Consider the following 13,305-nt stretch of genomic DNA (forward strand, 5'->3'; position numbering starts at 1 on the left):
GCGACGCCCCTACGTATAAAAGCCGATCCTTTCATCTTACGATTTATGTAGCGAATTTCGCTGACACCACATTAGAGCATTTACCACTTCAATATGATTATGGCGTATCGGGAATCCGTCATCGACGTGACCGTCGATGCTACAATCGCCCTAATGTAGCATACGGCGTAAGCCGGATGATTGCCGAAATCCCCTAGTTGAGTCGAATCGGCATAGCCGTCAATTGGCCTTCGAAGACCGCTTGGATAAATGGACGCTGTGCTTCAACCCATGCTTGATAGGCTTCCTTCGTCGGACGACTGAATACAGGAATTTCGTTTGCAGGACGGTCTTGAAATACTTCTACCAGGTCTAAGTAATCGGCCTGAGGCATCGCTTCGGCGATCGATTGAAGCCTCTGATTGTATTCGATCATATAACTGGTCGCTTTTCCGTTGCGAAGGGGAAGGGTGCTTTCCAGTAGGAAGCGGGTATCCGGATAGCGTTTAGCTAATTCATCGACGATGGCTTTGACGCCTTCGGCGACTTGTTCGGGCGTGGTGCCGCCGCCGGAAACGAGGTTCTCCTGCATTTGGATGACGATTAGTTTCGGTGCGATGTTGTCCTGCGGGACCTGCTCAATTTGCCAGAGTATGTTTTCGGTTCGATTGCCCCAAATGGCTCCAAAGACAGGATCATACTTTTGGTATTCCGAGTCATAAAGGCCGTCCTTGATCGTGTTGAGACGGCTCAAGGTCGTATCGCCGAGAAAAAGGAGATACCCCTTCGATCGTTCGGTTTGGGCGACAAAACGTTGGACTTTATATTCCCAATCTTTGCGGGCCTGAGGAGTCACAACCTTTAATTTCCCTGGAGTCGCAACAGGAGCCGCGGGTGGTGGCATTTGAACCGGGGCCGCGGTCAACCAGGCATCGACAAAGGGCTGCACACTGTCGGCCCAGATTTGAAAGGCTTCCGGCTTTTCCGGATGAAGTCCATCGGTGAACCACGTCGTATTGAGGCTCCCGTCTTGCTTGAGGAACTTGTCTCCGAAATATGTATATCGCACCATTTCCCCATCATCGAGCTGGCTCAAATATTCGTTGATCGCTTGGATTTTCTCCATGGAGCCTGCCGGTTTGCTTCGGGGGAAAATACCTTGCACCAATACGCGCGTGTCCGGGTGTTCCGTCCGTAGGATGTCGACAATCTTCCAGACGCCGTAAGCGATCTCTTCGGCAGAGTTGGCGTGTAAATTGTTCGTGCCGATCATGAGCATGACCATTTTGGGAGAGACCGGATCAAGGACACCGTCCTCCAGACGCCAGATTACGTGTTCGATACGGTCTGCACTGATGCCTAGATTGAGACAGCCGTAGGGATCGTAGCGCTCTTCACGTAATGCCCGGCCGGATCCGGCTGTCCAGCGGCGTGTGATCGAATCGCCCAGTAGGACGATCTGGATCTCATCCGCTCTAGCTTTGGCGTCTTCCACCATGCTTTCATGGAGGTCGAGCCATTCACTCAAGACTTTGGGTGTGGTCGAGGATGCGATGTCCGGAGCGCCGAAGATCGGAGTCGTCGCTGCACATGCGATTGCCAGAATTGATGTGAATTTTGAATAGATGATTTTATGACTCATTGGTTTATGAATTGTTCGTCCAAGTAGCTGCTGATTTTTTCGGCCCACATTTCGCCGTGTTTCTTTAGTCCTGAGGTGCTGAGATGGATACCCGCACGGTCCTCGCCGACTAAGGTGTCCGTATCCGGGCCTTCCAGAGCGATGCCTGCCTCCCAAAGTTGCTTTTGTGCGGTCCGAGTGGTTTCAAACAAGGGTTCCTTCGGGCTGTGATAGGAGACCTGCGCGACCATCCATGGAATGTCCCAGCCGGCAGTTTTTCGAGTGGCGGCGATTATCTCGGACAGGGTATCAAAATAAAATTCGGTGGACGATTTGACGCTACTCTCGCCCTGATGCCAGAGCATGGCGCGGAAGCCGTAAGGACCGAATTGGTTGATGCGGCTCATAACCCAAAAGAATGGGAAGCTGCCGGGTTTCCAGTATTGCACGGGCGCGCCGCCGTGACCGGTGATCGAAACCGCGACCGGCACATGGTATTCCTCGACAAGTGCATCGCCGAAAAAGGTCCAGGGGCTTCCACCCTGGCTAAAATCACTGCTGCCAGGAAGCGGGTCTTCGCAGGGGCGCCAGATATTGCCGTCGAAGCTGACGACCTGTCCGGTTTGCGTCTTGTTGTAACGCTTACCTGACTGGCCGTAATTGGTTGAGTTGGATTGTCCGCAGACGACAAAGACCTCACCGATTCCAAGGTGTTCGACCGTATTTTCTGCGATGACTTCACCGTCTTGGAGTGCGCGGATTTGAAGTGCATACCACCCGCCGGCCGGCAGTTCCCACGAGGCATTAAACCCATGTGTCGCTTCATTATATTTGATCTCCTGCCATTCCAAGGGCAGGGGGCCGAAACTTGATTCGCCGACGAGCTTCGCCTGCACTTTATCGGCAGCCATTTTGAGACTTCCGGAAATGATCAATGGGCCTCGGCTCTCAGACTGCCGTTGGAAGACTTGGTAGTCTTTCGGCGAATACAGGCTGATTCCTGAATCATCGGATGACCCTGTTCGGGGAAAGGCAATGTCCGCCATCTTCCGGGCAGGGATTTTGTCCGGAACCAAAGCTTCCATCGTTTCGGCATCCTTTTCCGGGAGTGGGCTTGCCTGAATCCGGATCTGACGGGTCTCGCCGGGTAGCAGAGTCGCTTCCCAGACTTGGAGGAGGCCTTCCCTCCAGTTGGTGCCGACCTCGTTCGCCGGGCCCCAAATCCGGTCGCCACCGGTGACTTCGATTCTCCAGTCTGTTTGACCCGCCTCCTGAAACCATATCGTATCCTGCCAGAGGCGGACGACCGGGGTGCGAACCGGGAGCGTGTTGTTCGTTTGGACGAGGCACACTGTCGGGTCCAGCACCATCAGGAGCTGCATCGTTGCATCCGACTTGTTCCTGGCTGTGATGTGAATCGCGTTGTTCGCACTGAAATCGTAGGTTAATGCCGCCAGAGGACCTTCGGCTACGATTGTTGTGGAGTTCGTCATTTGAACGTCGGTTAATTTCACCGCCTCGTTTTGCCAGAAGAAGAGGCCTCGAGCCCCATCGAAGGGATGCGCACCGGGCAGACCAGTCCCGATTTCGAGAAAGTCGGGTCGGTGTGCATTGGGCGTGAGGTCGTAAATCTCGTTGGGCCTTAGGAACCTGAGGCTACTCAGGTTGCCATCATCTGCGATGATACTCTCGATGCAGGGATTACCACTTTGCGAGACGCGCAGATAGTTTTTCTCGGGCCTTATCTTTACCGAATTCGTATCTTGGCCTGAGATTGGTAATAGGCCTCCAATGATGCAGAGGCCGAGTAGGAGAGATTGTTGGACGAGCATGAGACAGTCCGGGGAATCCCCGGGTTGGTTGATCGTTCTATTTGACCGCTAAGATTGTGAACTCGTCGGGCACCGCATTATAGATGCGAAATTGGTCCATCGAGAGTTCCTTGGGAATGGAATCATTGCGTGTGCCAAACTCGAAAGCCGGATTATCCAGAGCTTGTCCGGTGGCGTTGAGCTGAACCTTAAAGCGACTGGTTGCTTTGGCGATCGGAGTATCTGTTTTGTTGATAGTCGTATTGCCTTCGACGATGTAAAGCTGCGCCTTAATGAACCCGCTGGAGTTTGTTTCCAGCGTGGCGGCCAGATGGTAAAGTGTGTCAGGCTTGTATGCGAAATTCTTCGTGCCAACGGTCGCTGCTAGAATCTGGCCGTCGACAACTAGCTGTAAGGCCCATGAACCACCAGTATTGGTCGTAATAATAAAGCGAATCTTGTTATCCGGTCCGAATCGTATGTCCAGAGGCCTGAAGCTGGCAGCTTGCACCTCTACTCCTGAACTTGTAAAAAAGAAATCCACCGCACCGTTGAGTTGATCGAAGGAGTCACCGGTCGTATACATGCTGTTGAACCCGTTCGCGGCGCTGTCCGGTTGGATGTGAACGCCTGCTGAATTGTTGGTCTTTCCAGGGCCGTCGATTAGCGTGAGAATTCCGTTTGCGGATGCAGTGAGATCGTCTTTGGGGTTACTATCGTAGAGTTGACCGGTGCCACCGAAGGTAACGATGTCATTCGGGCCTCCGGTCCCATTGTGTTCGCCGTTGAAATCGGCTTGCAGGACGATTTCGGCGGAAGCCGTTTGTGTGAGTGTGGTGAGTGCCAAGAGCCAGACTGCTTTGGGGAGGACTGAGGTTTTTGTGTGTTTCATTTTTAATTTGGTTGGACTAATTGGATCTGGCCGAAGTGGGTCGGGTCTTTTTCGACATCGATACCGGAAAACCAGCGAATACGTTTGCGACTGCCACTGAGGCGGTCCGCACGGTCTGCATCGTTCAATACGACTGCCATGCTGAAGGTCTTTCCGGCCTTTGCATCGTCAATGCCGATATCTTTCCATGGAATCGCGATCTGGTAAGTCATGTCGCCATTATTACCCGTCGGTTCAATGCTTGCCTTCCAGCTGATATCAGCGATGGCCGGTGTCGGGTGACGACGGTTGATCATCGGTCCCTTGGCGTCATCTCCAGGAAGATAGGCTTCAAATTCCCAGTAAGGCGCGTCGGCTTTTCGAATGTCATCCGGCTGAATTCCAAACTCGATAGAGTCCCCCATGAAACCGGACTGATTACGCTCAGGTTGTGCGACATGCCGGTCATCCAGAGCTTCCACCCCCAAGTAGAGGTAGTTGTCGTCCCATAATAGACGCAGGTTCCCCACGATGTCGTTTTTACCGCGATAAGTGACATCCGGCAGGCGTTTGGGATAAACAACTATTTCATCTTGATTCACGCCGAAGGGAAGCACTTGTGCTGAGGTCCAATCTTTCCACGTTCCATCCATCGCGGGCGGTTGTGCCACATGAACGGCTTGCCCGAAATTGAATGCGCCTGATTGTGCATAGTAGGTGCCGGCTGGAGTTCGTATTTCCGCTTTGATTACGCTTGTTTTCCCTTGGGGAAGGTTCGTCATGACTCGTTTCTCAATTTGAAACTGACCATGCGGCTCTATTTGAATGTCATCCGATTTTGTATCCACCAAGTCGCCCTTCCAGGATACCGTGCCATCGAAAACATGGCCCGTGTTATTCCTGAGTTTTAATAGCACGCTGGGCTGTCCTAAAACTGTGTCGTTTCTCTGGAGCATCGCAGTTAAGCGATGGCTGGGCTCCATAGGGCCGCCATTCGTTATAAAGATCGGACTGCCCGTCAGCTTGAGTGTGATTTCCCCATGATGTGTTTTATGTGAGGTCGAATTCCCCATGATGTCGGTTACCGTCACCTCCTTATTCTCAGTCGATAGGGTAATCGATTTCTCGCCGGCGTTGGACCAGGCAACCAAGGCGCTTGTGGCATCCTCGTAAGTCCACTCGTATAATGAAATTGCCTCGGTGGAATAATCATTACTGGGCTCACCATTCCGGAGGAAATCGGCCAGGACCGCATGTGCTACAAATTGTGGGCGGGGTTGAAGGCTGGGGGTGACCATCATGATCTCAGCTTCGGTTGCGCGCACGAAGCCCCACATATTGACCGAGCGAATGCGCGGGTGAAGTTTTGCGATTAGAGTTAGCCAGTTCCGCACGAGCGTCTTTGCTCCATCAATTTCGCCATAGCGTCGTGCTTCACCTTCGAAGGGGGATCGTTGTGTGGCCTGCTCTTCGGACCAGACTGATTTGTCGGTGTCGCCATGCTTGTCGAACTCTTTGAGTGCGTTTTGCATGACCTTTAGCATGCCGGAATACGCATTGATGATGGTTCCGTCGAACCTGCCGTTTGCGGGTGATTGGTAGAGGCGCTTGATGGTTTTGGCTTCGAGGTCAGTGGCTATATTCCCGGTTAATACCAGTTGGTCCGGATCGATGGATTTGATGCCGTCATACTGGCTCGCTAGAATCGTGTCATATTCCAGATCTCCCCATCCGTCACGGTAGAATGGGTTTGAATTCGCTTGTTCAATGCCCCAGTTCCCGTAAGCGATCGCCTTGCCTTTCAAGGCTTCAGCGATGGTGCGACCAGCTGTTTTGTAGGCTTCGGGATCGATCGGTTGGTGAACCCTTGGCATCAGCTGCACGACGCAATCCAAGCCGATGGAGCGATACCAATCGATTTCAGGTAAAACCTTGGCGATCCTTTGTTTCAAGTCTTCCTCCGTCGGCGCATAATACAGGCGAACCCAAGTGAGTCCGAATCCGCCGATTTGTAGCATTGTTTCGAGTTCTTGTTCGTAGGCATTGCCATTGCCGTGGATCGGGATGAGTAGTGTCGTGGCTAAGATCGGGACGGGAGTTTCGGGCTTCTCAAATTCAGGAATAAGACCAAAGCGCCCGTGTGTTTTGCCGATAACAACATCGCCATCCAAGAGTTCAGCTTGGGCGTAGTAGGCTCCAAATCTGCCGGGTGCCGGAATGTTGACATGGACTTCTGTCGTGCTGCTCCCTTCAACATGAATGCCGCGCTTCTCAATTGCCGGCCACTCCTTACCCCAAGGATCATAGATGGTTACACGCAGGCCGATCTCGCGTTGCTCACCCAGCAAATTATGGAGCGAGAATTTAGCATCAATATCCTTGCTCGGGTCCCGGTAGATATTTCCGGGTGCACTGTTCAGTAACTTGCCCCAAAGGTTTTCATACGCGACACTCTTGTTCGGGCTCGGGAGAAAGGGAGGTGCGATTTCTTTATGGGCCGAGACGAACCAATCCCGGTATTGATTGGTATTGCCAATGATTTGTGCTTCTTTCGCGTCGTTCGCCGCTTCAGGGGAGATTGGCCACACGGCAATGTTATCCGCATAGGTGCGCCCCCAACCGCCTTTGTCTGCGGCTAATTCCTGTCCAAATCGAACCCGGAAAAAGCGTGCCTGATCCGGTGCAGTATAGGGGAGGGTTGCGTAGTAGGACCATTTGCCGGCAGGGATCGTATTCATGCCCGTCCGAGGTGACGTATTCGGAGTCAAGGCCTTGCCGTTCTGGTCGTAAAAAATAATTTCAAGCGGACCGGTCCAAGCCCCTGTGGTCGCCTTGCCCGGACGTATCCATGCGCCACATATATAATCTGAGCCGGGCTTGCACTCGACCGGATCTGAGAGCCAATAGCCGTCGACCGGGTTACGCCCATACCATGAATTCCGAGGGGAAAGCGGTGGGTCGATTGAGACATTCAACAGAGCACCCTTACCTGTATAGGTAAGGTCCTGACTCCAGACTCCTTTGCCACGACCGATTGAAAACTCGGGTCGACCATTGGCATAGAGCTTCTCCAGTTCTTCTTCGGTCCAATCTTCCTTTGAACTCCCCACATAAGTCCAGTTCGCCGGCTTGCCATTTCCACCAAGTTCGATGTCCCCGTTGGGAAGGAGGTTTTCTGCGTATTGGATGCTCGGGTCAGGGCCGGGGTGTTGCAGCTCGATGATCACTTGTTCCTCGGCAGCGACTTCATTGATTGCGAGCGATAAGTCGTCGAACCAAGCCGTTCCCAGCGTATATAGCATGCCGGCAGTCAGTCTGGCGCTGACTGCCTCTCGTGGTGCCTGAGCCATTGGTGTTTTTACGGCCGTCCAGTCTTGATTCGACTCGACCGCAGCAGACCTGATTGAGTTGCCTAATGGTTGATTATGACGATCCAAAAATTGAATTTCGAGGGCGCCCCCGGGAAGAAATCCATTTGCGTTTATCGTGCCGGTTTTTATGTATCCACTGAAGCTGTATTCGCGGTCTGCGCGCACGGGTATTACAATACTCCAGCCAGTAAAGGGGCCGTCTGGTGCGTCACTCACTTTGACTGAGTTTGAGCCCGAGCGAGCTACGTTCATATCGATTGAGGTCCGAGCAGAACCGTAAGGCTGCCAGTGCTCCGGTTGGTTCTTTCCGGTCAAATTCTCAAAGCTGCTGTTGGATAGACTCGGGTCCAACGGGCGTATGCTGACTTTACGGACCCAGGCAGTCGCCGGCGCATCCGCAATTTTGTTGGTGAGGGCAATCCGGGCAACGCCCTGATCCACACCTTCAGGCACTTGAAAGTTGTATTTGAAAGTGGCGAGCCGGTTTGCGGTGATCCAGCTTTGAGAGTTGTTGCTTGTTTGTATCCGCTGGGCCTTTAGAAACTTTCCATTGTTGGACATGAACAAATCCAGCACGAGCGATGCATACTTGCTTCGATCAACCGATTGTGCGTGCAGGCCTTTTGCCTGATATTCGATCGACATTTCGTAGTCGTAACCCGGCAACAGCGGGAAGGGGGCGGACACTGCGAGGCCATAAGCCTGACCGCTTGAGTCGGACTCAAGCTTAAGGGCCGGTTGTTCCTCGATTTTCTCCAGACTAATACTGACGCCTTGGGGGGCCAGTTGTCCGGATTCTTCTGAGATTTCATTTCCCGATTTTATGTTGCCGATTTGCCACGACGATAAGCAGCCTCCACGCATCTCTGTGAAATCAGCATTCGGGACCAAATCCGAAAAGACCTTCGGAGTGGTGCCAATGCAGGCTGCTGAAAGCAGAAGATAGATGGATAGGGGATGCTTCATGTGGGTTTCGTCAACAACGATGATCTCGACCTGTATTATACGGATCTATCAAGGTTTGAGGGGAAAATTAATGCGGTTATTCTTTTGACAATTGAGAGTAAAAGACAGTAAACAATTCGCTTTCAAGTTATTTTTCCACTTTCTGAGGGGCCGCCACTCGCGGCTTTGAACAGTTCACGAATGTCAAAGTCATTATCCCAGTCATATCAAAATCCTTTATTCGGGGAGATTGCATTCCGAAGTCAGTCTTACCTGAAAGCAGCTGCCCGTGTGGCTGAATTGTGGTTTAGCGAATCCGGAGAGTGGCAAATGTCCTCGACGCCTCTACTGACCAGAGAACGTTTCTGGATATGCTTCGCGTTGTTTAGCGAAGGGAACCGAGAACTTGCGAATGCTGTGATTCGGTCGAGTAAGCTTGTGCGTGATGAGTATGACTTCCGGTCGACCTATAATATTTTCAACACCAATATTGCTACGGTCTTACTCCGATCTCATCGCGAATCGATGGATCCGGATGTCATCAGTCTTTTGGAAGAGCTCGTCTGTGATGGCTTTGCAACCTGGGCGGGTAACCGTGCCCCGGATTACCAATTTCATGGCTTCAATGACAACATGCCGGCAAAGGCTCTTCTTGGCTTAATTCTAGGGGGTGAAATGTTGGGGAATTCAGCGGCGGTGGAGCACGGGCTGTGGAGCTTGCGCCAGATGGCGGCTCAACTGTCACGAAGAGGGGTAAATAGCGAATTTAACTCACCGACCTACACCCCGCTGACGTTGCATGCCTTTGCTGAGGTGGCCGAGCATGCAGAGAATGAAGAAGCACGTGAATTGGCTGCCGCCGTGGAAACTCGTTTGTGGTGGGATCTTGCGGCACGTTTTCATCCGGAGACTGGTATGCTGGCCGGACCTTACTCGCGGGCATATACTGTGGACGTGCTGGGGCAGGTAACGGGTATGTCTTCTCTCTTGTGGTTCGTGCTCGGAGATTTATCACGAATGTCGCCAATGAAGTTTTTCGAGCCAGATAGTAAACTGGTGATCCACCATTGCGGCAATCTACCCTTCAATATTTCGCAGATGTGCTGGTTTGCTGCGGGGGAGTATCATTTGAGTGAGACCTGTGAGGAGTTGTTTCGCCGTAAGAACTATCCATTTCATGCTGTGGCGACCGCGGAGGTGGGTGCATCGACTGTGAGTATGTCGACGGCGGTGCGGGTGGAAACTTATCTCAATGCCGATTTCTCGGTCGGGTCATCAAGTGTCCCCTTCTTGAATGGAGTTCAGTCGTCACCGTATTTTGTGACTTACCGGCGGAATGAGCATCTCTGCGATGTATCCGATGTGGGCACTGTTTTCAGCAAGATGCTGCTGAACGACGCGGTTCCCGGCGAGATACTACTTGAAAGTGAGGACGGCGATAACCGCGGAGAACAGTCGAACTTGGCATCCTGTGCAAATACGCAAACGCTACAGTCTGAGGATACCGTGATCGTCTTGACCCGTCCGCATGCGGCCTCTGCCAATCCTGAAGATCGTTCGGAGATAACTCGTATTCGTGAGTTGGTTCTTTTCCCCTCGAGCTTTTCTGGAGCAGATGAAATACAGGTTGGAGCGCATGGAGTTCGAGAGCATTGGTCCGGTGAGGTTTCGAGAGGGCAGTGGATCGGTTGCCGCCGCGGGCGTTTACTGATTGCGATCCGCCCGTTGGTTTATACGAGAACGCTCGGAACGCCCCGGATTTCTTTGGAGGAGGAGAACGGCTACCAGTATATCTGCACTAGTTTCTACGATGACGTCTCGCGGGAATTCCGTGAATCTGATCTGGCTGACATTTATGGTGGTTTCATCGCAGAGCATGCGAGTGTCGACCAATACAACTCTCTGGAAGCCTTTGTCCAAGACCTTGAGCGTTCCGTGATTGAGGATTACTTTTGGACGACTCGAAGAGTGCGTTATACTCGCCCTTTGAGCGATATGAAGCCGGAATTGGAAATGGAAATCTCATGGACGCCTGGAGCGCCGATGCCGCGTTTCGCAGAGATCAACCGTCAATTAGTGGATTGGTCGCAGTGGAAAGCCAGTGCGCCTGCACCATCGGTAGAAGAGCTTCCTTTGCTCGGGAAAACACGTGGTCGTGTCCCCACCTATTTCCCCTGGGAGCATCTGAAGTGTGTGCAGGCCGATTGGCCTTGGGCGATTGGCGATACGGGAAGGTAATTCATGAGCAAATCGATGGTTGAAGTGCGGGATCCAGTTGGAACACTTCCGGAACCCACATTTTCCAATGTCTCATATGGGGACACGGAACGTCAGGTGATGGATGTGTGGTTGGCGAAATCAGACCGTCCGACGCCTGTGGTGGTTTATTTTCACGGTGGCGGTTGGCTGACCGGTGACAAAAGCAAGGTTGCTTTGTCGGGCGAGGTCCAAGACCTTCTGGATGCGGGTATCTCATTTGTCTCCGCGAATTATCGCTTTATCCAACAGAGTATCCGAACGGGGGATACATTTGTGGAGCCGGTTGTGGATGCGGAGCGCGTTGCCCGGGAAGCGCCGCCGGTGAGTGTGCCGATCGGGGATGCGGCACGTGTGGTTCAATTTGTGCGGAGTCAGGCTGAAAGTTGGAATTTGGATAAAGCGCGTTTAGCGGTTTCCGGCAATTCCGCCGGAGCCTGTTCCTCTCTCTGGTTGGCTTTTCACTCGGACTTGGAGGATCCGCTTGCTTCGGACGCGATTGCACGGGAGTCAACACGACCTTGCTGCGTTGCAGCGATGTGTGTGCAGACAACTCTGGACCCGAGGCAGATGCGGAAATTTATCCCGAACATCGTATATGGCGGCCATGCCTTTGGTTTTACCTGGGACCCAGAGAATCATGGATATGAATTTGAGCGCTTCAGTGCTTCACGTGATATCGTGCTCCCCTGGGTTGAGGCTTACTCTCCATATGCCTTGCTGGATGAATCGGCACCTCCCGTTTACATGGAATACACCGGTGGGGCCCCGAATTGTGCATCGGATGAAAAAGACCCGAACCACTCCGCTAATTTTGGAGTGCTCATTCAACCTCGCTTGGATGAACTCGGGATCGAATACGAATTTGTCTATCCGGGAATCGAGCAACGGAAATACGCGAATGCGGTCGATTACTTAATCGATCGTTTGTCCTAAGGCCAAGTTATCATCTTCATCATGCAGATGAAGAGCGGGTTCCATCGGCATCGAGACAGTCCGGCTGGAATGGGAAAACCGATGGGCGATAGCGCCGTTCGCCCCCGTAGTAGTCTTTCGTCCGGCTTGTGGATCGCCATGAACGGTTGGCCCAGTCTGCACTGCGAAACGGATCCCGGATGCGGTCCATTTCGGCAAGCAATTGATCGTGCAACTCGTCACGCTTTTGTTGATGTTGATCGGCCTCAATTAGGTTGAGGGTTTCGCTCTTGGATTCTTCGCGCAGATAGAATTCATCGGTATCCACTAAATTGATCACCAATTTCTCATTTTGAGTGATCAAGCAACGCACCGGGTAAAATCCACCCCAGCCATCATGATTCAGGGCGAAGCGTGTGTGGCTCAACATGAGGCTCTCTCGACCCTTTGTTTGAGGCTGGTGTAACTGTTTGAGAAAGCTTTGCCCCTGAAGCATCCCCGGAATTGGCTGTTGGCTCAATTCCAAGAGTGTCGGAATCAGATCCAGATGGCTGACGAGCTGATTGCAGTGTGTTCCTGTCGCGCCTCCGGGCATACGCACGATAAAGGGGATGCGCGCGACCTCTTCATACATCATCGGCCCTTTTTGGCGGAGGCCGTGGCTGCGTTGCATATCGCCATGATCCGAGGTGTAGATGACGATGGTATCGTCGGCATGATCCTGGTCGATGGCATCTAGTATGCGTCCAATTTCCCGGTCCACATATTGATTGCAGGCGTAGTGGCGACGCAGGCTTTCTCGGTGTTCGGATTCTGAAAGCTGTGGCACCTGTTTGCCGTGTGTTTGTTGGAGCTCGGGTTTGCCATCGAGCGAAGCCTGAAAGTTCTCTGGAACCGGGATTTGCTGACTGTCGTATGTTTCCCATTCGCCGGGCGGACAAACGTAGGGCCCATGTGGTTCATCGAAAGATGCGACAAAAAGAAAGGGCTGCGAACTATCGATCTGTTGCTTGAGGAAATCGATTGCGCGGTCAGCGACTTGCTTGCCCCAGACATCGTTCTTCGTGAAGCCGCCGGCGCGGAGTTCGTCGGACGTTTTCGCTTTGAGATAAGTGTGGAATTTATCAGGACCTAGAAAGTCCGCGTAGTTCTTGCCGTCGAACCACCAGTCTTGCGGAAATCCGCCGCCGGCGATGCCATCGCCGAAATAGGCCGTGCCATCGAGATGCCATTTTCCGCTATAACCACAACGATATCCAGCTTCGGAAAAGATCGTGCCCATGAGCGGGAAGTTGAGGCCGGGTGCCATGCTGTTGGCCCATGCTCCGTTGATTGGAGGATGAATGCCTGAGAAGAGGGCGGAGCGTGCCGGCGTGCAAAGTGGACAGGTGGTATAGGCGCGGTCGAAGCGAATGCCTTCGGATGCCAGTCGGTCAATGTGCGGTGTGCCGACCTTCGGATTGCCGGAATAGCAGCCCACCATGTGGGTGGGCTGCGTATCGGTCATAATGAGGACGATATTCATCCTATGTTACA

At 52.7% G+C, this 13,305-nt stretch carries 7 protein-coding genes; 2 read left to right on the forward strand and 5 right to left on the reverse strand.

Annotated elements, in window-relative coordinates; genetic code table 11:
• Positions 1–193: 193 nt before the first annotated feature.
• Genes O2597_RS02945 through O2597_RS02960 form a run of 4 tightly spaced genes read right to left on the reverse strand, consistent with a single transcriptional unit; the run spans position 194 to position 8,619 of the window.
• Positions 194–1,621, reverse strand: a complete 1,428-nt coding sequence (locus O2597_RS02945) for a GDSL-type esterase/lipase family protein (protein ID WP_269522693.1) — start codon at positions 1,619–1,621, stop codon at positions 194–196.
• The gene (locus O2597_RS02950; RefSeq protein ID WP_269522694.1) at positions 1,618–3,432 is read right to left on the reverse strand and encodes a sialate O-acetylesterase; all 1,815 of its coding nucleotides are present in this window, start codon (positions 3,430–3,432) and stop codon (positions 1,618–1,620) included. The genes O2597_RS02945 and O2597_RS02950 overlap by 4 nt, the downstream gene beginning before the upstream one ends.
• Before the next feature lie 37 nt (positions 3,433–3,469).
• A complete protein-coding gene (locus tag O2597_RS02955; RefSeq protein WP_269522695.1) occupies positions 3,470–4,303 on the reverse strand; it encodes a hypothetical protein in 834 nt (277 codons plus the stop codon).
• Positions 4,304–4,305: 2 nt separating this feature from the next.
• Positions 4,306–8,619 (reverse strand): sugar-binding protein, encoded by a 4,314-nt coding sequence (locus O2597_RS02960; protein ID WP_269522696.1) that lies wholly within the window; start codon positions 8,617–8,619, stop codon positions 4,306–4,308.
• A gap of 180 nt (positions 8,620–8,799) precedes the next feature.
• Here O2597_RS02960 and O2597_RS02965 point away from each other — a divergent pair, with 180 nt between their 5' ends.
• Both O2597_RS02965 and O2597_RS02970 read left to right on the forward strand, forming a co-directional pair.
• Complete coding sequence (locus tag O2597_RS02965; protein WP_269522697.1) at positions 8,800–10,836, forward strand: hypothetical protein; 2,037 nt, start codon at positions 8,800–8,802, stop codon at positions 10,834–10,836.
• Positions 10,837–10,839: 3 nt separating this feature from the next.
• The gene (locus O2597_RS02970; RefSeq protein ID WP_269522698.1) at positions 10,840–11,790 is read left to right on the forward strand and encodes an alpha/beta hydrolase; all 951 of its coding nucleotides are present in this window, start codon (positions 10,840–10,842) and stop codon (positions 11,788–11,790) included.
• Positions 11,791–11,809: 19 nt separating this feature from the next.
• Here O2597_RS02970 and O2597_RS02975 read toward each other — a convergent pair whose 3' ends face one another.
• A complete protein-coding gene (locus O2597_RS02975; RefSeq protein WP_269522699.1) occupies positions 11,810–13,294 on the reverse strand; it encodes a sulfatase-like hydrolase/transferase in 1,485 nt (494 codons plus the stop codon).
• Positions 13,295–13,305: the final 11 nt, after the last annotated feature.

The sequence above is a fragment of the Coraliomargarita parva genome (assembly GCF_027257905.1).
Lineage (GTDB): Bacteria > Verrucomicrobiota > Verrucomicrobiia > Opitutales > Coraliomargaritaceae > Coraliomargarita_A > Coraliomargarita_A parva.

What these genes read in the sequence shown, in the direction of transcription:
- O2597_RS02955 (WP_269522695.1), bottom strand. Translation starts at nt 4,303, where the DNA reads ATGAAACACACAAAAACCTCAGTCCTCCCCAAAGCAGTCTGGCTCTTG.
- O2597_RS02975 (WP_269522699.1), bottom strand. Translation starts at nt 13,294, where the DNA reads ATGAATATCGTCCTCATTATGACCGATACGCAGCCCACCCACATGGTG.
- O2597_RS02965 (WP_269522697.1), top strand. Translation starts at nt 8,800, where the DNA reads ATGTCAAAGTCATTATCCCAGTCATATCAAAATCCTTTATTCGGGGAG.
- O2597_RS02970 (WP_269522698.1), top strand. Translation starts at nt 10,840, where the DNA reads ATGAGCAAATCGATGGTTGAAGTGCGGGATCCAGTTGGAACACTTCCG.
- O2597_RS02950 (WP_269522694.1), bottom strand. Translation starts at nt 3,432, where the DNA reads ATGCTCGTCCAACAATCTCTCCTACTCGGCCTCTGCATCATTGGAGGC.
- O2597_RS02945 (WP_269522693.1), bottom strand. Translation starts at nt 1,621, where the DNA reads ATGAGTCATAAAATCATCTATTCAAAATTCACATCAATTCTGGCAATC.
- O2597_RS02960 (WP_269522696.1), bottom strand. Translation starts at nt 8,619, where the DNA reads ATGAAGCATCCCCTATCCATCTATCTTCTGCTTTCAGCAGCCTGCATT.